The sequence below is a fragment of the Micromonospora sp. NPDC048947 genome, assembly GCF_040649495.1.
GTDB classification, from domain to species: domain Bacteria; phylum Actinomycetota; class Actinomycetes; order Mycobacteriales; family Micromonosporaceae; genus Micromonospora; species Micromonospora alfalfae.
The window spans coordinates 1-24,322 of record NZ_JBEZFO010000025.1 but is presented as its reverse complement, the minus strand read 5'-3'; the positions used below and the strand labels follow the sequence as shown (position 1 = coordinate 24,322).

The window sequence follows — 24,322 nt, the reverse complement described above, 5'->3', positions numbered from 1 at the left end:
ACCTCACCTGCCTCTCGTCGATGCCGAGGTGGGCTCGGCGGCCGTGGCCGCGTTGTCCCCTCCACGGATCTGTCTCATGGTCCCCCGGATGCCGGCGCGCACCCGGGGCAACGTCAACATGCCGACGCAGCCGGTCAGCAGCACCGCCAACGCCACCGCGAGGCCGGGCAGGCCGCGACCGCCCACCAGCACGCCGGCCCCGGCGGCCAGGCCCACACCGGCGATCGTGGCCGCCGCGGCACGCACCATCGCGGCGTCGAACAGCGGCTCCCGAACCACCGACCGGGCGAACCCGGCGGCGGTGAGGTTCTCGGTGGCGATGCCGGCCGCCCAGGCCACCGCCGCGCCCGTCGCGCCGTAGCGCGGGATGAGCCAGAGGCCCAGCGAGACGGTCACCGTCAACCCGGCCACTGTGGCGACCAGGTGCAGCCCGCTACGTCCGCCCATCAGGAGCAGGCTCTGCACGTTGCCCACTCCGGTGTTGACGAGCATCGCCAGCGCGAGCACCGTCATCGCCGGCACACCGGCGGTGAACTCCGGCCCGAACAGTTGGAGGAAGGCCAGCGCGAACACCGCCAGCAGCAGGTACACCGGCCAGGACAGCACCAGCCCCCAGGTGGTCAACTGCCGGTGCACCGCCGCCGCCGCGGCCCGCTCGCCCCGCCCGAGCAGCCGGGACAGCTGCGGCGACACCGCCACCCGCAGCCCCTGCATGGCCAGTTGACCGGCCAGCACGTACCGGCCGACGGCGCCGAACACACCGGCGTCCGCCGGGCCGGCCAGCACCGAGGTGAGCAGCACGCCCACCCACATGCTGCCGGCGTCGATGGCCGCCGAGGCGGCCCGGGGCAGCGCGAAGCGCCAGAACGTGGACCAGTCGGCGCGGCGCGGACGCAGCGTCGCGCCCCGGGCCAGCCCGAGCGGGCCGGCGACGAGGATGAGACAGGCCAGCAGCGCCAACGCCGCCGGCACCAACCAGCCGGTCATGCCGGCGAGCAGGCCACCACCGGCCAGGGCGGCCGCGCCGACCAGCGCCGGGCGGGCGATCGGCAGCAGCAGGAACTGCACCCCGACGTACGCCCGGATGGGCCGCACACAGCGCAGCGCGGCCAGCAGCAGGGTCATCGTGACCACCACCGGCACCGCGGCGAACGTGACGGTGAGCAGCGCGCCGCCGCTCGCGCCGGAGCCGCCCAGCAGTCGGGGCGCGAGGGCGTCGGCGGCCAGCACGCCCGCGCCGGCGACCAGCAGCCCGGTCACCAGCGGCGGGATCAGCGCCACCGGGAGCACCCGGGCGGCATCACCGCGCACACCGGCGCTGCGGCGCGGCAGAGCCCACATCAGACCGGTTTCCGCGCCGAGCGTGCAGATCGCGGTGGCCACCGTGACCACCCCGATCGCGGCGAAGAACGCGCCAGCGCCGGCCGGGCCGTAGCTTCGGGTGATCACGACCGCCAGCACGAACCCGAACAGGCCGCTGGTGGCCGCGCCGAGCAGCCCGGCCACGCCGCTGCGCGCGCTGCGGCGGGTCTCGGCGGAGCCGGTGTCCCCAGCGGGCGACGGCGCGGCCTGACCCTCGACCGGGGTGGGCGTGGACCGGCCCTCGTCGGCGCCGGCCGACGGACGGGTCGCGGCGGTCACGCGGGCACCGGCGCGGTCCGCGCGGGCGTCGGCGACGACCCGGCCAACCGGGTCAGCCGTTCGCGTTCGGTGAGCGCCATCGCGAAGGCCACAGCGAAGAACGCGACAGCCAGGTTCTGGTTCGCCATGCCGTAGAACGGGACCTGCACCAGGCAGACCACCGGCACCACCGCCAGCCACTGCCCGGCCGCCGACGTCGCCCGCGCGCAGATCACCGCCGCGGCGACGAACCACGCCAGGAAGCAGATGAGCGCGGGTACGCCGTGGCTGAACAGCACCATCCACAGCTGCCCCTGGGTGCCGATCGGCGCGGCCGCCGACACGGTGTCGACGTTCACCGGAGCGCCGTAGCCCAACCAGGGCGACTCCTGCACGCGGCGGATCACCTCGGTGTAGAGCGAGAGCCGGTCGGTGTTGGTGTCGCTGGAGTCGACCCGTCTGCTGATCAGCTCGGTGATCGGGATGAACAGCGTGGCCAACCCGCCGATCACCACGACCCCGACGATGGACGCGGCCACCCTGACGTTGCCGCGCAGGCTGGCCCGCACTCCGAGCACCGCCAGCCCGGCGCCGAGGCTGAGGAACATCGCCCGGTTGAGGGTGAGGAACGCCGGCGCCAGCGACAGCGGCAGCGACGCCAGCAGCGCCCAGCGCAGCAGCCCCTGCCGGCGCAGCATCGCGAACGCCACCACGCAGGGCAGGGTCATCGCGTACGCGCTGCCGTAGTTGTTGGTGTACGCGAACGGCGCGGCCGGCCGATAGATCGGGTTGAGCGAACGGGCACTGTATTCAGCGGTGGTGAGGTGCACCATGTCCTGGATGAACGGGGTGCCGGCCACCCCACCGGGCAGCAGCATCTCCATCGGGGTCGTCATGGCCAGCCGGGGCACGAGCACCCCGAGCCAGCCCAGCGCCACCAGCCCGAACCAGAACGCGCAGAGCGGGGTGAGCACCGCCACCAGGCTGGCGCGTTCCCGGGCGGCCGCGTAGACGTAGACGCCGACCACCAACGCGGTCAGGTAGAAGGCCAGCCGCAGGGCGAACGTGAGCAGCGAGGCGGGCGACGACAACTGGGTGGCGCTGACCACCACGATGGCGAGGAAGAGCAGCCAGATGCCGGCCGCCGGCGGCAGCGGCACGCGCCCCCGGGTGAGCAGCAACGCGAACAGCAGCGCGCCCAGCAGCGGCCAGCCGAGGTAGAACGCGCCGAACAGCCACCAGAGCGGCACCAGGCCGAACATCATCGACAGCGGCCAGAGCGGCAGTTGCGGCGGCGCGAACGACGGCACCGGCGCTGGCTCCTGGGGAGCGCCTCCGGGTGGTGGTTCGGTCGCCGGGGCGCGGGTCACCGACACGCTCAGGCCCGGCCGTTCCGGGTGAGCACGAAGCCCAGCGGGGTGACCCCGGCGGCGCGCAACCGCTCCACCAGGCGTCGCAGGTCACTCTGCCGGGTGCGGTCGCGCTCCACGACCACCACCGCGCTGCCCTGCCGGGCCACTGCCACGCCACGCTCGTCGGACTCGGCCGGCGGTGCGTTGAACAGGACCAGGCCGTGGTCCGCGCCCTGCCGCCAGGTGCCGAACCGGACACTGCCCACACCCACGACAACCTCGTCGGGGGTGACGACGCGAGTGTTCTCCGGGCGGGCGGACGACACCCTCGGCAGCGTGAGTGTGGCATCGGGGTCGGTGGACGGGCGGGCACCGGGCGGGTGCGGGGAGGGCCGACGGGCGGGCGTGCTCTCCGTGGCGGCAGCAGCGGCGGGTGGTGTGCTGCCGGCCGGCCGGGGCTTGGGCACCAGCGGCCGGGACGGGTCGATGGGCAGCCGCCCCCGGTCGGCGAGAACGGTGGCCCGTAGCCGCTCGATCCGTCCGCTGTCGTCGGCGACGAAGACCTCCCGGCCGTCCACGGCGAGCGCCACAGCGAGCCCGGCGGTGAGCGCCGTGGCGTCCTCCCGGGCGGTGACCAGCGCCACCCGGGCCGGCTGCCGGACCCGCTCGGCGACCGCCATCGCCACGTACCGGACGTCGGCGTCGACCGCCCGGGGGCTACCCCGGAACGCCGGCCGGCGTACGGTGCCGAGCAGTGGAAGGCCGGAGGCCTCCCGACCGTCGGCGACCGAGCGGACCCTCCGGTCGGTCGACTCCCAGAGGTACGCCAGCACGATGCCGATCAGCGCGCCGCCGAGCAGGCCGGCGACCAGGTAGAGCGGCCGGTGCCCGGCGGAGGTGACCAGCGCCTTCTCGGCTGTCTGGGTGACCCAGCCGGGGTTGACGTCGACCGCCGCGATCTCGGTGCGGGCGGCGTTGAGCTGGGTGAGCTGGTTGTTGATCCCGGCCAGCTCGGCCACCAGCGCGTCACCGGCGGCGGTGTCCTTGGCGGTGTTCGCCCGCTTCTGCAGGGCGGTCTGCTGGGCGGCGACCTTGGTGATGCTGGCGTCGTAGGAGCGCAGCATCTCGGCGCGCTGCTGCTCGTACATTGTGCGACGCACGCTCAGGTAGGCCTCGGCGGCCATGTTGGCGCTCTGCACGGCCTGGTGCGCCTCGCCGGCCTGGTAGGTGAAGCGCAGGATCTGCCCACCGGTGGGCACCTCGACCTCGAGCGCGTCACGGATGTCGCGCGGGTCGCCGCCGGCCGACTCGGCGAGCCGCTGCACCACCTCGGTGCCGGTGGCGATGCCGCTCTCCACGTTCATGTTGACCGCGCGGTCGGCGCCCGCGCCGCTGGGGGTGAAGGCGTCGGTCACCACCGGCCGGACCGCGACAACGGCGCTCGCGGACAGCGCCGCCGGCACCAGCAGCACGTAGCCGAGCGCGGCGAGCAGACCGACCATGGCGACCGCCGCCACCAACCGCAGCCGGTGCATCGGCACCCGCAGCAGGTCGGTCAGTGTCACGGCACGGGAGGTGCCGGAGGACGGGCCGTCCGTGGGCCAGGGGGCGGGCGCTGCATCAGTCATGGAACTTCTTCACCGTCTGTTGAGGATTACCGACGACCACGACGCCGGGCGGTACGTCAGTGCGGACCACCGTCGCCGCGCCGACGACGCTGTCCCGGCCGACCCGCACGCCCTTCAGGACCAGGGCGTGCGCACCGACCCAGACGTTCTCCTCGAGAACGATCGGGGCACGGGTGAGCGGGCCGGGCGGGGCGTGCCGCTGCCCGGGGGGCAGGTTGTGGAAGTCGTTGTCGAGCAACTCGCAGTCCGACAGGAGGCACCGGTCCCCCACTGTGACCGACGTCCAGGTGCCGATCCAGGTGGCGTTGAGCAGACAGTCCGCGCCGACGCGTACCTCGCCGGGGCCGGCGAAGCGGACGAGTTTGTTCAACCGGGTGCGGTCACCAATTGTCACCCGCACACCACGCCGCAACCGGATGCGGCCCCGGATCTCCACGTCCCGACCAAGCGTCAACCGTCGATAACGGAGCTGATACCAGCCGCGTTTGACCGCGAAGACCAGACGCACCACACGTCTCGTTCGGATGCCAGCGGCGCCGAGCAACGACCCTCCCCCACCATCGCGGGCCGGCGGCGGTGGTACCCGCCACCGGCCCAACGTGAACAATCTACCGATGCTCCGTTACGAACGGTTGACCCTTACTGTACGGAGAAGAATGTCGATGGGGTAGACCAGGACAACTCGGGCGTCGCGCTGCTGATGACTGTCGCAGTGGTGCCGTTGACCACCGCGGTCGGGGCGGCCGTCGGGTCGAACGGCACGCTGCGCAGCGCGCCGTCGGTGGAGCCGTAGACGATCCGGCCACCCACCCAGGCCATGCCCCGCACCGCGGACCAGGTCACACCAGTGGTCGGCAGGGTGAACTCGGTGGCACCGAGGTAGTTGCCGTCGATCTCGAAGTAGCGGTAGTAGAGGTTGTTGGCCCCGGTACGGGTGTAGTAGAGCCGGCCGTCGAGGAAGAAGGCGCCGGTCAGCAACGCCGGGTTGTACCAGTCGTTGTAGCCGGACGCCTCCCACGGCGAGCCGATCGCGCCTCCGTTGAAGAGCGAGATGTCGATCCGACTGCCGGTGGGCGTGCCGGCCACGGTGTGCGACCAGTAGATCCGGTCGTCCACCCGCCAGGTCGCGCCGGCCGCCGTGTACGCGGGCTGGCTGACGCTGGTGGCGGTGCCCAGCGCGGTGCCGTCGAACGGCACCTTCGCCACGGTGCCCGAGGCGGTGCCGAGGTAGAGGTTGCCGGTGGTGGCCGACGGCGGGTTCTTCGCCGTGAAGGTCCGTCCGCCGGCGAGCGGGAACATGCCGAGCCGGCCGTGGTACTCCTCGCCCATGCCATCGGAGTTGTGCCCGAAGTAGAGGCCGTCCGAACCGCGCCAGAGCACGGGCACCGCCGAACCCCAACTGCTGGTGCCCGACGGCATCGACGCGCTGCCGCTGCGGCGCGGGTTCCAGTTCACCGGCATACCGGTCGCCGGGGTGACGGCGGCGATGCCGAGCCGGTCGATCGCGCCCGCGCCCGCGTTGTCGCTGGCGTTCGGGTTGTTCAGCCAGCGGAAGTGCCCGCCCAGGTAGATCACGTTGTCCGCCACCTCGACTGAGGTGATGGTGTCGTTGCCGGTGAAGTCGACCCAGGTGGCGAGCTGGCCGCCGCCCCGCGCCGCGGTCTCGAAGCGGACCAGGGCGTCGCAGTACGCGGACGGCCAGCCGGCGCCGCCGTTGGTGCCGACCACGAACCAGGTGCCGTCGCCGCCGAACTTCACGTCCTGTACGTAGTGCACGAAGGTCGCCGGTGACGCGCACGGCGCGACGAACTTGTCGCTGCTCCAGTCGATCAGCGTGGGCGTCGCGGAGACGTCCACCAGTGCGATCTGGTTGCGCGGCAGGTCGTTCACGAGCGTGAAGTTGCCGCCGACGACCAGGGTGTCGCCGTCCGGCGCGACGTCGATGGTCCAGACGTACGACGTGGTGCTGTGCCGTCCCACAGTGGCGTCGATGCTGAAGCTCGGGTCGATCGCGCCGGTGGTCGCGTTGAGCCGGCCGAGACCGGCGTGCGCGGTGCCGTTGAGCCAGTTGAATGCCCCGGCCACGTAGAGCCAGTTGCCGTCCAGCGCCAGGTCGCGGACCGTGCCGCCGTCGGAGCGCCCGACCCAGCTGTCGATGATCGCGCCGGTCGACGGGTTGAGCGCCACCAGGTTCTTCCGGGAGACGCCGTTGACGTTCTTGAAGGTGCCGCCGACGATCAGCGTGCCGCCGGGACCGGCGATGAGGGTGTTGACAGCGCCGTCGAGCACCGGCAGGAAGGTGGTCGACATGGTGCCGGTGGTCCGGTCGTACGCGAAGAGGTAGCGCTGCGTGATCCACGCAGAACTCGCGGTCTGCCGGAGCTGGGTGAAGCTGCCGCCGACGAAGACCGTGTTGCCCACCTGCGCGAAGGCACGGGTCTCACCGTCTCGGGCGTGCGGGGTCGCGTCGGCGGGGTTCGCCGACACCAGGGTCGCCGTGGTCGGGACCGGTACCACAGCGGCCGACGCGGTAGTGGGCACGCCCAGAGCTGCGGCGATGATCGCCAACGCGACCATCCCCGCCCGAGTACGACGTCGTCCTGCAAAACGCCACAAGTGCGAGAGTTTGGGCACGCTGCGCCTCCAGATTGGATGAGAACCCGAGGTAGCGTGCCTCGTCCAGCCTGGTTAACAAAATCCGCCGATTGGGCGGTGCATGAATCCGCAAGCCGACAGAACGCCGGAGGATCGGTTGTCCGACCCCCCGGCGACCGCCGTCCGGTCAGCCCGTTTCGAACGTCAGCGGTTACCTCCGGTGGGTTGCCGCAGGTAGGGGTCCTGGCCGGCCTTCGCGAAGCCGGCCACCGCCGAGGCGTCGTGGTTCATCGTCATGTCGCAGGTCGACGTGCGGCTGGTCATGCCGGCCGAGTTGAAGTAGATCGCCGCCTTGATCTTCGGGTGCGCCTTCAGCGCCGCCGGGAACTCCTGGAACCAGCGCTGCTTCGCGCCCAGGTCGGCGGAGTTGAAGTTGGTGCCGAACTCGGCGAGCATCCGGGGCTTGCCCGCGCCGATGCCGTTGTCGTCCAGCCACCGGTAGAAGCCACCGACAGTCGTGCTCGGGCTCTTCCACACAGTGCTGCCGTTGCAGACGTGGAAGTTGTACGGGTCGTAGGCCACCCAGTCGACGTACTGGTCGCCCGGGTACAGGCCGGCGTACCGCGAGTAGTGCCCGGACCAGCCCATCATCGTCCAGACCCAGACCGCGTTCGTCGCGCCTGCGTTGGCGAACCGCTGGTGGACGTAACGCCAGGCCCTGACGAAGTCGGCGTCGCTGCCCTTGTTCGGCTCGTCCTCCGGCTCGTGGTCGAAGCCGATGAAGACCGGAACGCCAGCGGCCTTGATCCGGCCCGCGACCGCGTCGATGGTGTCGTCCTGCTTGCCGCCGTAGACGTCCGACCACTTGAGGGTGGTGCCGGCGGAGAAGTCACGCGACTCCCAGGCGAAGAACATCAACCGGCCTTCGCGCATCTGCTGCTGCTCGTACATGTCGGGGAAGGCGCCATTGCTGCCGGCGTTGGAGAAGTCGTGGTAGCGGTGCACGATGTCGAACTTGCGCCCGACCTGCGTCTCCACGTCGACGACGGCCTTGCCGTGGTCCCAGCCACCGGCCGCCCCGGCGGGCGAGTACATGCCCCACCAGGCGCCACAGGACGGGACGAGCTTGTCCGAGACGGACCCACACTTGCCGGACGGGAGGGTGCCGCTGGCGCTCGGGGTCGCCGTCCGGGTCGGAGCGATGGTCGGCGACGGCTTCGGCGCGGCGGTGGTCGGCGACGCGCTCGGCGACGGCGGCGGTGCCGGCCGGGTGGGGGTCACCGGCGACGGCCGGGACCCGAGGTCGTAGCTGATCAGCAGGCTGGGTCGCAGGTCCGGGTTGCGGTTCTCGACCGACGCCCAGTAGATCCGGCTTTCCAGGCCGCTCTGCGCCAACGAGACCGTCCAGGTGCCGTTGCCGGTGACCAGCTTGGAGACGTCCCACTCGTTGACGCCCTTGGACACGCTTGTCACGCTGTCCAGTGCGGCGCCGGCCGAGGTCAGCGGCGGCCGCGACTCGCGGGCGCTCAGCGGTGACGCGTGCGCCGTCACCGTGGCGGCGAACTGCTGCCAGGCGTGCACCCGCAGCGTCGCCCGGATGTTGACTGCGGTGGCCGGCACCGTGGTGACAGCGAACTCGATGACCGCCTCGCGGCCACCGCGCGGGTTGCCGTCGCAGCGCGTCGCGCAGGTCGCGAGGGTCGACTTGGCCGCGTTGTCACCGTCCTGTGAGACAGCGGTGGCGGTGGTGTCGGCCGCCGCCCGGATCGACAGGTCGTCGCTGGCCAGCAGCGGCATCATCGTCGCCACGATGCCGGCCACCACCGAACCGCCGACCACGCCGATGGCAATCGCCTTACGCCGGGGTCCGGAGCGGAACCGGGTGATGCGGTGCAGTCCGTGCCTGGTCAAGGAAACTCCCTGTGTCTGCGTCCGTAACGGTGAGCAGCGTATCGATGACCAGGACATGTGGCAGGTAGGACAGTTTTCCGTAAGCGCGTCTTAATCGTCAGCTAAGAAACGCCTCGGGGAAATCACTGCCGCTGGCCGCAGGTGCGACCGATGCCCGCCACACACCTTGCCCGCGGAGCACGCGCGGAGTCAACGGCCCGGGTTGGGGCCTGCCAGCCGGTGCGACTACAGGCGACCGCGTCGGATCGCCAGCGGAATGGCGATGGCTGTCACCACCGCGCAGATCCCCCCGATGACGATCATCCGGACACCGCTCTCGCCGCCGGTGGCCACCTCCACCGCTCCCCAGACCACGACGAGGATGCTCAGTGCGACGGATGCCGCACCGAGAACGCGCATCGTGCGCTTGCTGTACGGCCCCTCAGTTCGCTCATCCGCCCGCATGGCGTAGTAGTACCGCGGCCCGCCGGCGCGCAAACGCCGCCCCGGAACCCCGTTCGCAGTCAACGCCCTCGATGGCTGGGCTGCCTGTCCGGTCCGTCAGCCGGCGCGAGCGGCAGTCAGCGCGGCAGCCATCGCCGCCCTCGGCGCGGCCACGCCGGTGAACTGCTCGAACTGCCCGACGGCCTGGGCCAGCAGCAGGTCCAGACCGGAGACGATCCGGCAGCCGGCCCCGTTCGCGGCCGTCGCCAACGGGGTCGGCCACGGGTCGTAGAGCGCATCGAAGTACACGGCGCCCGGCCGCCAGGCCACCGCGCCGGCCAGCGGGTCGGCGACCCCCTTGGGCACCGTGGAGACGACCACGTCGGCGGCGACGAACTGCCGGGGGGCATCAGCCCACGGAGCGAACGTCAGCGCGACACCGAGCGCGCCGGCCACCGGGCGCAGCTCGTCGACCGCCTCGGGTCGGCGGGCCACCACCGTCACCGATGAGCACGCGAGCTGCGCGGCGGCGGCGAGCGCGGCGCGGGCGGTCCCCCCGGCGCCGAGCACCGTGACGGTGGCGCCGGCGGTCACGCCGGCATCGGTGAGCACCCGCACCATGCCGGCGACGTCGGTGTTGTCCGCGTACCAGGAGCCGTCCGGACGGCGTACCAACGTGTTTGCCGCGCCGACGGCGACGGCGACCGGCGAGGCCGCGTCGGCCACGGCGAGCGCGGCCTCCTTGCCCGGCATGGTCACCGACAACCCGGCCCACTCCGGGCCCAGGCCGGCGACCAGATCCGGCAGCTCCGCCGCCGCGCACTCGATCCGGGTGTACGACCACCCGGTCAGCCCTGCGGCGACGTAACCCGCGGTGTGGATCACCGGGGAGAGGGAGTGCGCGATCGGCTTGCCCAGCACCGCGGCCCTACGGATCGACACGATCACCGCCGGTCGCGGCCGGTGGCCCGGTCACTGTCGACATCACTTCCCCGCTCTCCCGCGCACGTCGGAATCGACAGTACCCAGCACTCCGGCCCGGGCACCAGGCAACCGGCTCTGCGGCAACCCCGGGCGACCGCGTCATCGCATGCCGCCCCATCGACGTTGGTAAAAGCAGTTTCGGCGACGGAAGGGCCGACCAAAAAGGGCACCTGAACCACAAAGACTCCCTTCCCGGCGGCGACCATAATTGCGGTAGCAGTGGGAAGGGAGCCTTCACGGCGTGACCCGGCCGGTCAGATGATGCCGGCCTCCTTGGCCTTGTTCTCGTTGCGCTTGTGCTGCTCGTACGTCTCGGCGAACGCGGAATGACCCTTATCGTCGATGGCCACGAAGTAGAGCCACTTGCCGGCCGGCGTGTCCATCGCCCCTTCCAGGGCCTGCTTGCCCGGGTTGTTGATCGGGGTGGGGATCATGCCCGGCAGCTTGCGGTTGTACGGATTCTTCTGGTCGTCCAACTCGGCCGCCGTCATCTGCTTGGACGACTTGGTCGGCTTACCGATCGACTCCAGGTAGTAGTTGACGGTGACGTCCATTTCCAGGCAGTTGCACGGGAACTCGCCGTACGCGCGGTTGTAGGCCACCCTGGCGACCTTGCCGAGGTCGTCCTTGTTGCCCGCCTCAGCCTGGGCGAGGGATGCCACGATCAGCGCCTCGTACGGGCTGACCTTGCGTTCCTCCTGCACCCGGTCGGCGAACTTCATCTCACCGGTCACCGACAGGAAGCGGTTCACCATCAGCTTGAGGATGCTCTCGGCGGTGGACTTCGGCGGGATCTCGTACGTGTCCGGGAAGAGGAAGCCCTCGACGGACTTGACGCTCTTCTTGCCGTCGCCGCGCTTGAACCACCAGTCCGGAACGCCGAGCCCTTCCGGGTCCTTCGCGGCGGCCTGGAAGTCCTTGACCGGGATCTTGGTCTTCTCGGAGAGCAACTTGTAGATGTTGAAGCTGGTGCGGCCCTCGGGGATGGTCAGCCCGTTGACGATCTTGTTCTTCAGGTCGAGCATCGCGGTCACCGCGTTCGTGCCGCTCATCTGCTTGCGCAGCTTGTACGTGCCCGGCTGGATGTTCTTGCTGCGCGAGTTGGCCTCGGCCGCCTCGATGAACGCCTTCTGGCTCTTTACCACGTCCGCCGCGACGAGGGCGTCGGCCATGTCGGCGATCAACGCGCCGTTCTTGATCTCGACGGTGACCTCACCGGCCCCGCTGCCGTCGTAGTCGGGGGTGACGAAGTAGTTCTGGATGCGGTCGAAGCCGTAGAACGCGCCGCCACCGATGCCGCCCAACAGCAACAGGGCCATCAGCAGGGCCAGGAATGTCTTGCCCCGGCCGCCGCCGCCGGACCCGCTCTTGCCCTTGCGGAAGCCGCGCCGGTGCCGACCCTTCTCCCCCCGCTCCGGCTCGTCGAACCCAAGATCCAGATCGTCGATCATTACGTCCGCCTCCGCTGCGCGTCCAGCCAGCTCTGCAGGATCTCCACCGCGGCCGCCTGATCGACAACCGCACGTTGACGTTTACCTCGGACGCCACGCTCGGCAAGCCTACGAGAAGCGACCACGGTCGACATCCTCTCGTCAGTGAGCGTTACCGGGACAGGCGCTATCACATCGACCAGTCGGTCAGCGTACGCCTTCACATGGACGGCCGCAGGGCCGTGCTTGCCGGCGAGGTTGACCGGAAGACCGACGACAACCCCGACGGCCTCGTGTTCGGCCACCAGCGCGGCCAGCTCGGCGAGGTCGCTCGGCACCGCGTCCGGCGCTGCCGTGAGATCGCGGGCCAGGGTGACCAGCGGCGTTGCCAGGATTCCGTCCGGATCCGAGCGGGAGACGCCCACCCGCACCTGACCGACATCCACGCCGATCCGCACACCACGCGTCGACTCAGCCACCGAACGTCACCGCCGGCCGGGAACGAACCAGGGCGGACCAATCGGCCCGCCCTGACTCACAGTGATGATCTATCACGCCTCGGTGATCGCCTTCTCGACGGTGAGCAGCAGGTTCGGTGCCTCGGCCGCTGGCAGACCGCCACCCTGAGCCAGGTCGGGGCTGCCACCGCCGCGCCCGGAGAACGCCGCCTTCACCAGATCCGACGCGGCCAGGCCCCGGCTGCGGGCCGCCGCGTTGACAGCCACCACCAGTGACGCCTTGCCGTTCGACCGCGCCGCCACCGCCACGACCGCCGGCCGCGCCGGGTCGATCTTGCCGCGGATCTCCTGGGCCAGGGTGCGCACGTCGTTGCCGGCCGCGCCCTCCGGCGCCTCGGTGCCCACGTACGCGACCCCGCGCACGTCCTTGGCCTGCGCCGCGAGCGCCGCCGCGCCACCCAGCACCAGCTGGGCCCGTAGCTTCTCCAGCTCCTTCTCGGCGTCCCGAAGCTGGGTGACGGTCTGCTCCACCCGGTCGGCGACCTGATCGTTCGGCACCCGGTACAGCTCGGCCAACCGGGAGACCAGCAGGTGCTCCTTGGCCAGGAAACCGAAGGCGTCCATGCCGACCAGCGCCTCGACCCGGCGCACACCGGACCCGATCGACGACTCGGAGAGGATCTTCACGAGGCCGAGCTGGGCCGAACGGGCCACGTGCGTGCCACCGCACAGCTCCCGGGCGTAGTCACCCACCTCGACGACCCGCACCTCCTCGCCGTACTTCTCGCCGAAGAGCGCCATCGCGCCGATCCGCCGCGCCTCCTCCAACGAGGTGATGAAGGCGTGCACCTCCAGGTCGGCCAGGAGCACCTCGTTGACCTGCTGCTCCACGTCGCGCAGGACGCTCGGCGACACCCCGGTCGGGGTGTTGAAGTCGAACCGGAGCCGACCGGGAGCGTTCAACGACCCGGCCTGCGTGGCCGACTCGCCGAGGAAGTTGCGCATGGTCTGGTGCACCAGGTGCGTGGCGGTGTGCGACCGGGAGATCGCCCGACGCCGCGTCGCGTCGATCTCGGCGAAGCCGGCCTCACCGGCGCGCACCTCACCCCGGACCACCCGGGCGCGGTGCACGATCAGGCCGGGCACCGGCTGCTGCACGTCGAGCACCTCGACCTGCCCGCCACCAACCGTGATCATGCCGTGGTCGGGCTGCTGACCACCGCCCTCGGCGTAGAACGGGGTGGTGTCCAGCACCAGCTCGATGGTGTCGCCCTCGGTCGCCGCCTGGCGCGGGCCGTCGGCGCCGAGCAGCGCCCGCACCGTCGACTCGCGGGACACCTCGCTGTACCCGGTGAACGTCACCGGACCACCCGCGTCGAGCACCGACCGGTACGCCGACAGGTCGACGTGCCCGGTCTTGCGGGCCTGCGCGTCCGCCTTCGCCCGGGTCCGCTGGTCGGCCATCAACCGCCGGAAACCCTCGTCGTCGACGGTGAGGCCCTGCTCCGCGGCGATCTCCAGGGTCAGATCGATCGGAAAGCCGTAGGTGTCGTGCAACTGGAACGCCTTCGCGCCGGACAGCGCCGAGCCACCCGCCGTGCGGGTCTCCGCGATCGCGGTGTCCAGGATCGTCGTGCCCGCCCGCAGAGTGGACAGGAACGCCTCCTCCTCCGCGTACGCGTAATCAGCGATCCGGTCGAAGTCGGTGGCCAGCTCCGGGTACGACGGCGCCATGCAGTCCCGCGCCACCGGCAGCAGCTCAGGCAGCGCCCGGTCCTGCCAGCCCAGCAACCGGATCGACCGGATCGCCCGGCGCATGATCCGACGCAGCACGTAGCCGCGGCCCTCGTTGGACGGGGTCACGCCGTCGCCGATCAGCATCAGCGCCGTGCGCACGTGGTCCGCGATGACCCGCAGCCGCACGTCGTCCGGGTGCGACTCGCTGGCCACGTGCCCGGAGTGCGCGCCGTAGCGCTTACCGGTCAGCTCGGCCGCCCGGGCCAGGATCGGCCGGACCTCGTCGATCTCGTACAGGTTGTCCACACCCTGCAGGATCGAGGCCATCCGCTCCAGGCCCATGCCGGTGTCGATGTTCTTCGCCGGCAGGTCACCCAGGATCGGGTAGTCCTCCTTGGTCGTGCCCGGACCCCGCTCGAACTGCATGAACACGAGGTTCCAGTACTCCATGTACCGGTCCTCGTCGACCGCCGGACCGCCCTCCCGGCCGTACTCCGGGCCCCTGTCGTAGAACAGCTCCGACGACGGACCGCACGGCCCGGGAATGCCCATCGACCAGAAGTTGTCAGCCTTGCCCCGGCGCACGATCCGTTCGGCCGGCACGCCGACCGACCGCCAGATCTCGTACGCCTCGTCGTCGTCGAGGTAGATCGTCGGCCAGATCCGCTCCGGATCCAGCCCGTACCCACCCTCGGCGATCGGCTTCGTGGACAACTCCCAGGCCAGCGGGATCGCGCCGGCCTTGAAGTAGTCACCGAAGGAGAAGTTGCCGTTCATCTGGAAGAACGTGCCGTGCCGGCTGGTCTTACCGACCTCGTCGATGTCCGGGGTACGGATGCACTTCTGCACGCTCACCGCCCGCTGGTACGCGGGCGTCTGCTGACCCAGGAAGTACGGGACGAACTGCACCATGCCGGCGTTGACGAACAGCAGGTTCGGGTCGCTGATGGCGGGCAGCGGAGCGGACGGCACCACGGTGTGGCCATTCGCCTCGAAGTGCGCGAGGTACCGCCGCTTGATCTCCGCCGTCTTCATCGCTGGTGTTCCTCCGGAAAGATTTCTCGATCGCCGATTCGCGGGTCTTCCCGCAGGTCGGCGAACTTGTCGTCGAACGCCTCGCCCTGGGCGAACGCGTGGTGGATCTCCTGCTCGCGTTCGGCCATCCCGACCCGGACGTCCTCCACGAAACTACGCAGCGACTCGACGAGCCCGCCAGCGGATTCCGTCAGCGAGCTGGCGATGCCCGCCGGCGTGTACGCCTGCGCGGTCCGGGTCGCCTTGCGGACCACGATCACCCCGACGGCCACCCCGATGCCGAGCCAGAACAAGCGCCTCATGTCCCGCTACCTCCTGGTGCGCCGGGTCGGTCAGCTGTTGCCGCGTCGCGCGGCCCGTCGCTGCTGCTTGATGGTGTCGCGTACCTCGCGCTCGGTCTCGGCGTGCCGGCGGCCGGCGGCGGCCTTGCGCACGCCGTAGCCGAATGCGGCAACCTTGACCAGGGGGTTGGCGGCCGCGGCGGAGACGACGGTGGCGAGGTTGGCGACGTTGGCGGTGACGTTCTGCGCGTGGCTGGTCATGGTGTCGACCTTCGCCAGTTGGAGGTTCACACCGTCGAGCGAGGTCTGCACCTGCTCCAGGGCGGTGTTGACGTTCTTCACAGTGGTGTTCACGTCACCGAGCAGCGGCGCGGTCCGGTCGTTCAGGTCGTTGATCATGCGGGTGGTGGCGTCAACCGTGTGCCGCAGCCGCAGGATGGGCAGCGTCAGGATGAGCACCAGCACCGCGAACGCGGATGCCGCGATCAGCGCCGCGATCGCTCCAATGTCGCCCACGCCTGTCCTCCTCAAGCAGAAGTTCCGCAGGACCCGACGTCCCCGGAACGCACAACCATGCCACCCGTACCGGCCGCCGAGCCGTCGGCGGTCACCGGTGACGGGCGTGCCCGCCAGCCCCAGACCCTACCGTCCGTGATGGAGACCGGCTCAGGACGGTGAGGGTGTCTGCTCACCCAGCGGATCCGCACTGACAGTTGGGAACGGATCCTCACCGGTCAGTGACGGGTCGGTGGTCGGCTGCGGCCTGGTCCGCTCGTCGTCTATCGCATTGCGCACCTTCACCGACACCAACGAGCCGGTGCACTCGGTCGCAGCGGCCGACGGGTCGCCGGACGGCACGATCGCCGGCTCGCCGTCCACCGGCGGCGGCACACAGGTCGGTTCGCGGACCCACAGGTCGAGGGTCAACTCGTCGCGACGCCAGCAGGTGTAGCTGCCCTTCGTCTGCTGCTCCGGGCAGCGGCTCACCTTCCACGGCTGCCACCCGTCCTGGCGCAGCGCGTCCTCGTAGACCTGCGCCGTCTCCTTTGGCGCCTTCTCCGAGGTCACCGTGCGCTCCCGCAGCCGGCAGTCGAGCAGGCACCAGCGGCTGCCGCTGACGTCGTCGACAGTCTTCGCGGCCGCCCAGCCGGGCACGCCGAGCTGGTCCAGGTTGTCGAAGACCGGGTCACGGCTCAGCGTCCGGATGCCGAAGAAGAGCGGCAGCGCGCCGAGCAGCACGATGCTGACCAGCACCAACACCGCCGCGCGCAGGCGGCGTCGTTCACGGGTCTGCCGGCGTTCCTCGGAGCGGGCGCCCGGTGCGGCGTCGTCGTCCGGCGCGTCCTGACCGGCCGGGCGCAGCGGCGGCCCGTCGGAGGGTTCCGGTTCCGGCCGGTCCACCGGGCCGGGCACTGAGGGCACCACGGCGGCGGCGCGGGCCACGCCGACGGGCTCGGCGGCGCGTCCGGGCGGCGGCACGGGTGCGACACCGCTCGGCTCGGCACGGCCGGGCTCCCGATTCGGAGGCGCTGCGCGTCCGGCGGCACGGTCGGCCGGCGCGGGTCGCCCGGCCGGCGTCGCACCACGGGCCGGCCCGGGCTCACCGGTCGCCCGGTCGTCGGTTGGCGGTTGCCCGCCGGGTGGGCGGACGGCGGCACGAGCCGGACCGTCCGGACGGGAACGTGGCGGACCGTCGACACCCGGCGGCACTGCCGCACGAGCCGGACCGTCCGGACGGGTCGCGTCCCGGGGTGCCGCATCGCCACCCGGGCCGGGGCGCAGGGGGCCGTCAGCGCCACGGCGCGCGGCGCCGGGTGCCGGCGCGTCGCCCGGGATGGGGCGGGCCCGGCCCGGTGGGACGGAGCGGGCAGCGCCCCGAGCGGCGGGACCGGCGCCGGGTCGACCACCGGCGTAGGGGTCGTCGCCGTGGTCGCTCACCGGCCCGGGTCGGCCGGGGACAGCCGTACCGTCGGGACCGGGTTCGGCCGGTCCACGCCGTCGTCGGCCGGTCGGATCCGGGGCGGGCGGTGCGTCCGGGCCGGGCCCCGCCACGGCACGGCCGCGCTGGACAGTGGGGTCCGGAGTCGGGACCGCCGCAGCGCCCCGCCCACGGGCGGGGCGGTCACCGGGCGGCGGGGGGTAGGTGAGGGCGTGCTCTCCGGTGGATCCCGACCCGTCGGGCCGGACCGCCCGACGACCGTTCGGTGCGTCCGCACCCGGGTCGGCCGGCGGGCCGGCGGGCCGGCGGGCGGCGCCGCGTTCCGCGGCCGGGTCGGGCACGGCGAGCCGACCGGACGCCTGGTCGACGAGGTCTCCCGACCCGGTGGGCGACGCCGGACGGCGACCCCCGGCCGGCGGACCGCCGTCTCGACGGTTGACCACCGGCAGGCCGGGGTCGGTGTGTGGCAGGCGGCCGGCCTGGCGCAGCCAGTCCGCTGGCCGCTCCGGGCGGTCCGGCCGGTCCGGGCGGGGTTCGCCGCCGGGCGGCGTTCGGCGTTCCGGTTCATCGGAGACGACCCGGCGGCGACCGGTGCCGTCGGCGGGGCCGGTGGTGGGCAGGGCGCCGCTGTGCGCGCCGGTCGCCTCGGGCACCGCCGACGCGTTCCCCGAGCGGGGCACGGGTGGCGCGTTACCCGAGCGGGGCACCACCGGCTCGTCGGGTTCCGCGGCGCGGCGACGCCCGCCGGCTGTCGGACGGCGACCCTCCGACGCGCGCCCGGCGGGCTCGGGTGCACCGGGGTCGGCCGGGCCCGGACGACGCCGGGCGGTACGCGGGTCACTGTCGATGGCGGGGTCGGGCCGCAGGCTGTCCGCGGCCGGCGGCACGACACCAGCCGGCGCGCCGTCGAAGCGGGCCGGCCCGGGGGCGGCGGGTGCTCCGCCGGCCCGCGTCGGGTCGGGTGCCGAGCCGGCGGCGCGGCGACCGGCGGGCGTGCCGTCGGCGGGCGGCCGGGCACGACCGGGTTCGACCTGTTGCTCCGGGCCGGGTCGGCGGACCGGCGGACCGGCATCCGGACGGCGCAGCGGCGGCATGGCGTCGGGCGCGGCGGGGTCCTGATGACGGCCCGGCGGAACAGCGGCGTCCGGACGGCGGGCCGGCGACGCGGGGGCGTCCGGGCGACGACCGGCCTGGGGGCCCGAGGACGGTGGGCCCACGGGTGGGCCGGGAGGGGCGGCGGCACCGCGCGAACGGGCCGGGCCGCCGGGCGCGTCGGGTGCCGAACGAGGCACCGGCGGGCCGGCCGGGTCACCCCCGCCCGGGCGGGCGGCGGGTGGCGACTGGGGTACGGCGGCGCGGGCGCCGGGCACCGGCTGCACGCCGCGGCGCGGCGGCTGCCCGGGTGCGGGGCCGGCGGCGGGTGGCCGGTTGTCCGGGCGACGATCCGCTGGTGGCGTCTCCCCGGGCCAGGGCCCGTCGACAGGTCGACGGGCGGCGGCACCGCCCTGTTCAGGCTGGCGCGAGGCCGGCGGCGCCGGGGACTCCGGGGCACTGCCGCGCGCACCGGCCGGCCCTCCCGCCGTACGCGCTGTGGGTTGTGCCGGCGGCCCGGCCGGGTCTGCCGGCGGCATGCCCCCGCGCTGCCGGTTCGGCTCCGCCGGCGCGCCGTCCGGGCCCAGCTCGGTGCGTTGCTGCTTGGCCGAGCGGAGGTCGTCGATCCAGCCGAACTCCTCGCCGGCGACCGGCTCCTCCGGCTCGGGCTCAGCCGCCCGGCCGCGACCCCAACGGCGGGTCTTGGCGCGGGGATCGCGCCGCTCGTCCGGGCCCTCGTCCGGGCGGTCCCCACCACGCGATCTCACTGTTGACCCTCTCCTGCGGCGTCGGTGCCGCTGTCCTGCATCGTGCCGGGGGCATCCGTGCCCGTCGTCGGACGGGCGGCCCCCGGGGATAGCGCTGGCGCGGTCTGCGCCGTTACGGACGGCTCGGATGTCGGCGTCTGCGGACGCCCGGCAGGAGCCGGCAGACCGCGCACGATCCGGCGCAGCAGCGGCAACCTGCCGGCCACCGACCGCTCCGCGCCGTGCGGGCTGGGCTGGTAGTAGTCGGTGCCCACCAGGTCGTCCGGGACGTACTGCTGGGTGACCACGCCGCGCTGGTCGTCGTGCGGGTAGCGGTAGCCGGTCCCGTGGCCCAACCCTCGGGCACCGGCGTAGTGCGCGTCGCGCAGCCCGCGTGGCACCGGGCCACCGCGACCGGCCCGGACGTCGGCGATGGCGGCGCCGATGGCGGTGGTGGCCGAGTTCGACTTGGGCGCGGTGGCCAGGTGGATCACCGCCTGGGCGAGGTTGAGCTGCGCTTCGGGCAGCCCGACGTACTCGACCGCGTGCGCGGCGGCCGTCGCCACGCTCAGCGCCCCGGGATCGGCCATGCCGACGTCCTCGCTGGCGAAGATGACCAGACGACGGGCGATGAACCGGGCGTCCTCACCGGCGACCAGCATGCGGGCCAGCCAGTGCACCGCCGCGTCCACGTCCGAGCCGCGCATGCTCTTGATGAAGGCGCTGACCACGTCGTAGTGGGCGTCGCCGTCGCGGTCGTAGCGCACTGCCGCCACGTCGACGGCCTGCTCAGCGGTGGCGAGGTCGATGCGCCCACCGCCGAGGGCCGTCGCGGAGGCCGCCGCCGCCTCAAGGGCGGTGAGTGCCTTACGGACGTCGCCGGCGGCCAGCCGGACCAGGTGATCCTCGGCCTCGGTGGTCAGGGCCAGTGCGCCGTCCAGGCCACGCTTGTCGGCGACCGCGCGGCGCAGCAGGCCCCGCACCGCCTCGTCGTCCAACGGTTGCAGGGTGAGCAGCACGCACCGCGACAGCAGCGGTGAGATGACCGAGAAGTACGGGTTCTCGGTGGTGGCCGCCAGCAGGGTGACAGTGCGGTCCTCGACGGCGGCGAGCAGTGAATCCTGTTGGGTCTTGCTGAACCGGTGCACCTCGTCGATGAAGAGCACCGTCTGTGGGCCACCGGAACGGCGCTGGCGGCGTGCCGCCTCGATCACCGCCCGGACGTCCTTCACTCCGGCGGAGAGCGCCGACATGGCGACGAAGCGGCGGTCGGTGGCACCGGCCACCAGGTGCGCGATTGTGGTCTTGCCGCTGCCCGGCGGGCCCCAGAGGATCACCGACATCGGAGCCCCGCCGGAGACCAGTTGCCGCAGGGGTGCGCCGGGAGCGAGCAGGTGCTCCTGCCCGACCAACTCGTCGAGGGTCACCGGGCGCATCCGGACGGGCAGGGGCGAATCGTCGGCCACCGCGGTGAAGCCGTCGACACCGGCGGGACCGTCGGGCGCGCTGCGCGACCCGGCGGGTTCACCGAGGGAGAAGAGGGCGTCGGACTCCATCACGAAGACAGTACCGGGCCGGGCCCACGACGCCGGAATCGCGCCGCGGGCCCGCCACCGGTGATCGGTTCCGGTCAGCCACGCCCGGGGCGACGGCCCCGGTACCAGCGGCCGCCGCCACCGCCGCGCGGGCCGCTGCCCACACCGGCCAGGTAGAGCGAGAGGAGAAGGAGCCCGATGAGTACGAGGGTGTTCCAGTTGAACAGGTCCGGCGCTCCGAAGTCGGTGCCGAGCAGGTCGAGCAGCAGGGCGAAGCCAAAGACGATGGCCGCGAGAATGGCGAGCATGTCGGTCCTCCGGTGGGGGTTCCCAGTAGGTCGGCGCATGATGTACCCAATCGGTCGACTCGCCAATCTCCACGGTGGAGGCACCAGTGCCACGGCCGCCCGGTCCCGCTCAGCCCGACCGCTCGCCTGACCGGCCGGCGGCCGGTCAGGCGAGGGGTGTTCCCTACCGGTCGGCGGCGGGAACTGGGACCGGGGTCGGCTCGACGGCGGGTGCGGCCCGACGGCCGGCCAGCCAGGCGGGCAGGTAGAGCGGAGCGGCGACGGCCAGCACCACAGCGCCGACCACCATCGCGGTGCCGACACTGGTGGCAGCGGCGAGCGCGGTCAGCGCCACCCCACCGAGCGCACCGGCCGGCTGCGCCATCATCGAGTTCAGCGAGAGCACGCTGGTCCGGTACGGGCCGTCCACCTGCCGGTGCAGCAGCCCGCTGTGCAGCGGATTGGACGCCCCGTGCACGGCGTAGCAGGCCAGGTACGCCACCAGCACCCCGACCGGCCCGGCGAACAACCCCATCCCGACCACCGTCACACCCTGCAGGATGCGCAGGAGCGCCGCGCCCGGGGCAGCGCCGAACCAGCGCAACAGCAGTGGGGTCAGCGCCGCGCCGGCGGCCGAGGCCAGCCAGGCGACCGAGTTCGCCGGCCCGAGCAGCGCGGCGGCGCGTTCCGGGTCGCCGATCACCTCGGCCAGCCGTACCGGCAGCAGTGACTCGAAGGTGACCATGCCGAAGCCCCAGAACAGCTCCACCGCGACCAGCGCCAGCAGCACCCGGGACCGGCGCAGCAGTCCGAGCGCCTCGCCGATCATCCGGGGCGCCTGGGCGGCCGAGGTCCGCAGCGCCGCGACCCCGGTGGCCGACCGCTGCTCGACCAGCAGCACTACCAGTGCGACGAGCGCCGCCGCCTGCGCGACGATGGCGGCCAGGACAGGCACCGTGAGCGCGCTGACCGGCCCGATCGGGCCGAGCGCGATCAGACCGCCACTGAGCAACGCGCCACCACCGATCGCAGCGCCGACCACGGTGCCGGCATGCCCGAGGCCACGCTCGTACTCGGCCTCCGCGTCGACAGCCAGCGTGGCGTCGACGTACCAGGACTCCAACGGGCCGCTGTCCAGCGCCCGGTAGACCCCCTGCAGGGCCCAGACCAGGAAGAACAGCCAGAACGAGTCGGCCACCGCGAACAGCGCCAGCGAGGCGAGGTTGAGCACCCCGGCGGCGAGAAGCACCGGTCGGCGGCCGACCGCGTCGGCGATCCCGGCGGTGGGCAGCTCCAGCGCCAGCACCAACAGCCCCTGCGCGGTGCCGACCAGACCGATCTGCGGCAGCGACAGGCCCCGCTCCTGCATCAGCAGGATCATCACCGGAATCATCAGACCGGTGGGCAGCCAGCGCAGGCCGTAGAGCGTGAGGTAACGACGTCGGATCTGACGTACGGTCAGCGCACTCATGACAATCCCTCACTTCTCGACTGCGGGGCTCGCAGCACCGGCTCACTCCTCGCGCTCATCAGAGGCCCTCGCGCAGCGGGTAGGCGGCCAGGAAGATCTGCACGGGCTGGGCCTCCGGATCGGTCGGGTCCGCGGTTTCGGCCTCCTGGCGGTACCGCTCCAGCAACTGCCACACCTCGTTCTTGAGTTCGTCGAGCCGGGCCAGTGGGATGGTCATCAGGGTGTCGCTCATGCCGAAGCCGTCCCGCCAGGCCGGTGACCATTCGTGCTGGGTGGCGAACCAGCGGTCGGCGGTCTCGGCGAGGAGACGCACCTGGTCGCCCTGGATCCACTCGATCGCGGCCCGGGCGTCGGGGTCGTCGTCGAAGTCGGACGGCTCCCAGTTGGTGACGTCGTGCGCCGCCTGCCACCATCGTTGCCGCCCGCTGCCCCGGTCGGGGTCCTCGATGACGAGCCCGACCTCGGCGAGTTGGCGCAGGTGGTAGCTGGTCGCACCGGTGTTGGTGCCGAGCAGTTCGGCGAGGGTGGTCGCGGTGGCGGGCCCCTTCACGCGCAGCGCTCCGATCAACCGCATTCGTAGCGGGTGCGCCAGCACCCGGACCTGCCGTTTGTCGATCCGCACCTCACGCAGCGCTGGCTGCGGGACGTCTTCGTCGTTCGCCATGACTGCACACTATCTCTGCACAGTTTCTATGCACAACGCTTGTGCATAGAAACTGTGCATACATCTCTCCGCGATCTTGCGGTTTCGGTCTTCGTCTCGCTCACTGAAGACCCTTTTGTCGCCACCGGAAGTGCGAGATCGCGGGGGTGGGACGGCCGCGCGCTTGGGGTGGGGCGGGTTAGGGCGCCAGGAGTTCGCGTACCCCGCGCAGTCGCGTCCGCAGCAGGCCGGCGGCGCGGGTGGAGTCGAGGCGTACGTCAAGGGGGTGGACCAGCCCGGTGGCCGCGCTGGTGGTGGTCTTCAGCCCGGCCGGATCCAGGCCGTATCGCGCGGCCACCAGCAGGCCCAGCTCGGCCCGGCTGACCGCGTCCGGGCCGGCCACGTTGAGCAGACCGGCGTACGTCGAGGCGACCAGCTCCAGCACGGCGTCGGCCAGGTCGGTGACGTCGATCGGGCAGCGCAGTTCGTCGCTGAACAGGGTGGCCCGGCCGGCGAGCGCGTCCCGGCAGAGCTGGATCTGCTTGCTGCCCTCCCCCACGATCAGGGAGGTCCGCACCAGCGCCGCGCTCGGGTCGATCGCCCGTACGGCGGTCTCGGCCGCCGCCTTCGCGGCACCATACGCGTGCACCGGCGTGGGTGGTTCGTCGTCGGCGTACGGCACGGGTCGTCCGGCGTGCAGCGCGTCGCTGGACACGTGCACCAGCCGGGCACCCACCTCGGCGGCGGCGAACGCCACGTGGGCGGCCCCATCGGCGGTGACCGCCCAGTCGCCGTACCGATAGGGGGTCCCGACCACGGCGTCCGGCCGCACCTCGGCGACCAGCGCGCGCACGGCGGCCCGATCGGTCACGTCCAGCCGCCTCGCCACGACACCCGGCACAGCGATCTCACCCGAGTGAAACGTCCCCACCACCGAGAGCCCGGCGTCGACCCCCCGCCGACAAACCGACCGCCCCAGTAAACCGCTACCCCCGACGACAAGCACCCGCATCCCGGTCCACTCCCCCACAGACGATCAAGAGGTTTGCGTCATCTCGCGGGGCGATGATGACGCAAACCAGGTTATACAACCAACGGATGGCCGGGGGCGGGGGGGGGGGTGAGAGGGGGCAGACCCGGACCGCCCCCCGGGCA

Annotated in this window: 19 protein-coding genes; all 19 read right to left on the bottom strand. The window is 72.3% G+C overall.

Annotated features, from left to right (window positions below):
* Window positions 1-3: 3 nt before the first annotated feature.
* The 19 genes from AB0B98_RS28830 to AB0B98_RS28740 all read right to left on the bottom strand — a co-directional run bounded on the left by AB0B98_RS28830 (window position 4) and on the right by AB0B98_RS28740 (window position 24,179).
* On the bottom strand, window positions 4-1,641 hold the full coding sequence (locus AB0B98_RS28830) for a lipopolysaccharide biosynthesis protein (RefSeq protein WP_357366664.1): 1,638 nt from the start codon (window positions 1,639-1,641) through the stop codon (window positions 4-6).
* The gene (locus AB0B98_RS28825) at window positions 1,638-2,990 is read right to left on the bottom strand and encodes an O-antigen ligase family protein (protein ID WP_357366661.1); all 1,353 of its coding nucleotides are present in this window, start codon (window positions 2,988-2,990) and stop codon (window positions 1,638-1,640) included. Before AB0B98_RS28825 ends, AB0B98_RS28830 begins: the two co-directional genes overlap by 4 nt.
* An 8-nt stretch (window positions 2,991-2,998) precedes the next feature.
* Window positions 2,999-4,600, bottom strand: coding sequence for a lipopolysaccharide biosynthesis protein (locus tag AB0B98_RS28820; protein ID WP_357366659.1), 1,602 nt, complete (start codon window positions 4,598-4,600; stop codon window positions 2,999-3,001).
* Window positions 4,593-5,111 (bottom strand): DapH/DapD/GlmU-related protein, encoded by a 519-nt coding sequence (locus AB0B98_RS28815; RefSeq protein ID WP_357366657.1) that lies wholly within the window; start codon window positions 5,109-5,111, stop codon window positions 4,593-4,595. The genes AB0B98_RS28820 and AB0B98_RS28815 overlap by 8 nt, the downstream gene beginning before the upstream one ends.
* 128 nt (window positions 5,112-5,239) lie before the next feature.
* Complete coding sequence (locus AB0B98_RS28810) at window positions 5,240-7,177, bottom strand: hypothetical protein (protein ID WP_357366655.1); 1,938 nt, start codon at window positions 7,175-7,177, stop codon at window positions 5,240-5,242.
* A gap of 222 nt (window positions 7,178-7,399) precedes the next feature.
* Window positions 7,400-9,106: a glycosyl hydrolase gene (locus AB0B98_RS28805; RefSeq protein WP_238671620.1), complete on the bottom strand. Its 1,707-nt coding sequence runs from the start codon at window positions 9,104-9,106 to the stop codon at window positions 7,400-7,402.
* 225 nt (window positions 9,107-9,331) lie between these two features.
* Window positions 9,332-9,505 (bottom strand): hypothetical protein, encoded by a 174-nt coding sequence (locus AB0B98_RS28800; protein WP_357366653.1) that lies wholly within the window; start codon window positions 9,503-9,505, stop codon window positions 9,332-9,334.
* Window positions 9,506-9,646: 141 nt separating this feature from the next.
* The gene (locus tag AB0B98_RS28795; RefSeq protein ID WP_357366743.1) at window positions 9,647-10,474 is read right to left on the bottom strand and encodes a shikimate dehydrogenase; all 828 of its coding nucleotides are present in this window, start codon (window positions 10,472-10,474) and stop codon (window positions 9,647-9,649) included.
* A 293-nt stretch (window positions 10,475-10,767) separates the two neighbouring features.
* Entirely contained in the window at window positions 10,768-11,964 is a 1,197-nt protein-coding gene (gene mltG / locus AB0B98_RS28790) for an endolytic transglycosylase MltG (protein ID WP_357366651.1), read from the bottom strand.
* Window positions 11,964-12,422: a Holliday junction resolvase RuvX gene (gene ruvX, locus AB0B98_RS28785; protein WP_238671622.1), complete on the bottom strand. Its 459-nt coding sequence runs from the start codon at window positions 12,420-12,422 to the stop codon at window positions 11,964-11,966. Before ruvX ends, mltG begins: the two co-directional genes overlap by 1 nt.
* A gap of 72 nt (window positions 12,423-12,494) precedes the next feature.
* Window positions 12,495-15,173: an alanine--tRNA ligase gene (alaS, locus tag AB0B98_RS28780; RefSeq protein WP_357366649.1), complete on the bottom strand. Its 2,679-nt coding sequence runs from the start codon at window positions 15,171-15,173 to the stop codon at window positions 12,495-12,497.
* Window positions 15,170-15,475, bottom strand: coding sequence for a hypothetical protein (locus AB0B98_RS28775; protein ID WP_091401860.1), 306 nt, complete (start codon window positions 15,473-15,475; stop codon window positions 15,170-15,172). Before AB0B98_RS28775 ends, alaS begins: the two co-directional genes overlap by 4 nt.
* 30 nt (window positions 15,476-15,505) lie before the next feature.
* On the bottom strand, window positions 15,506-15,970 hold the full coding sequence (locus tag AB0B98_RS28770) for a DUF948 domain-containing protein (protein ID WP_112677951.1): 465 nt from the start codon (window positions 15,968-15,970) through the stop codon (window positions 15,506-15,508).
* A 150-nt stretch (window positions 15,971-16,120) separates the two neighbouring features.
* Window positions 16,121-16,816, bottom strand: a complete 696-nt coding sequence (locus AB0B98_RS28765) for a hypothetical protein (RefSeq protein WP_357366741.1) — start codon at window positions 16,814-16,816, stop codon at window positions 16,121-16,123.
* A 2,432-nt stretch (window positions 16,817-19,248) separates the two neighbouring features.
* Window positions 19,249-20,787 (bottom strand): replication-associated recombination protein A, encoded by a 1,539-nt coding sequence (locus AB0B98_RS28760; RefSeq protein ID WP_238669224.1) that lies wholly within the window; start codon window positions 20,785-20,787, stop codon window positions 19,249-19,251.
* 74 nt (window positions 20,788-20,861) lie between these two features.
* Window positions 20,862-21,074 (bottom strand): hypothetical protein, encoded by a 213-nt coding sequence (locus AB0B98_RS28755; protein WP_124855015.1) that lies wholly within the window; start codon window positions 21,072-21,074, stop codon window positions 20,862-20,864.
* Window positions 21,075-21,237: 163 nt separating this feature from the next.
* Window positions 21,238-22,524, bottom strand: a complete 1,287-nt coding sequence (locus AB0B98_RS28750; RefSeq protein ID WP_357366646.1) for an MFS transporter — start codon at window positions 22,522-22,524, stop codon at window positions 21,238-21,240.
* 58 nt (window positions 22,525-22,582) lie between these two features.
* Entirely contained in the window at window positions 22,583-23,188 is a 606-nt protein-coding gene (locus AB0B98_RS28745) for a helix-turn-helix domain-containing protein (RefSeq protein ID WP_357366645.1), read from the bottom strand.
* A gap of 178 nt (window positions 23,189-23,366) precedes the next feature.
* Complete coding sequence (locus AB0B98_RS28740) at window positions 23,367-24,179, bottom strand: sugar nucleotide-binding protein (protein ID WP_357366643.1); 813 nt, start codon at window positions 24,177-24,179, stop codon at window positions 23,367-23,369.
* Window positions 24,180-24,322: the final 143 nt, after the last annotated feature.

Bases quoted from the DNA above. Each gene is read 5' to 3' on its own strand.
- AB0B98_RS28755 (WP_124855015.1), bottom strand. From the start codon at position 21,074: ATGCTCGCCATTCTCGCGGCCATCGTCTTTGGCTTCGCCCTGCTGCTC.
- alaS (WP_357366649.1), bottom strand. From the start codon at position 15,173: ATGAAGACGGCGGAGATCAAGCGGCGGTACCTCGCGCACTTCGAGGCG.
- AB0B98_RS28820 (WP_357366659.1), bottom strand. From the start codon at position 4,600: ATGACTGATGCAGCGCCCGCCCCCTGGCCCACGGACGGCCCGTCCTCC.
- AB0B98_RS28800 (WP_357366653.1), bottom strand. From the start codon at position 9,505: ATGCGCGTTCTCGGTGCGGCATCCGTCGCACTGAGCATCCTCGTCGTG.
- AB0B98_RS28775 (WP_091401860.1), bottom strand. From the start codon at position 15,475: ATGAGGCGCTTGTTCTGGCTCGGCATCGGGGTGGCCGTCGGGGTGATC.
- AB0B98_RS28750 (WP_357366646.1), bottom strand. From the start codon at position 22,524: ATGAGTGCGCTGACCGTACGTCAGATCCGACGTCGTTACCTCACGCTC.
- AB0B98_RS28810 (WP_357366655.1), bottom strand. From the start codon at position 7,177: ATGGTCGCGTTGGCGATCATCGCCGCAGCTCTGGGCGTGCCCACTACC.
- AB0B98_RS28745 (WP_357366645.1), bottom strand. From the start codon at position 23,188: ATGGCGAACGACGAAGACGTCCCGCAGCCAGCGCTGCGTGAGGTGCGG.
- AB0B98_RS28740 (WP_357366643.1), bottom strand. From the start codon at position 24,179: ATGCGGGTGCTTGTCGTCGGGGGTAGCGGTTTACTGGGGCGGTCGGTT.
- AB0B98_RS28760 (WP_238669224.1), bottom strand. From the start codon at position 20,787: ATGGAGTCCGACGCCCTCTTCTCCCTCGGTGAACCCGCCGGGTCGCGC.
- mltG (WP_357366651.1), bottom strand. From the start codon at position 11,964: ATGATCGACGATCTGGATCTTGGGTTCGACGAGCCGGAGCGGGGGGAG.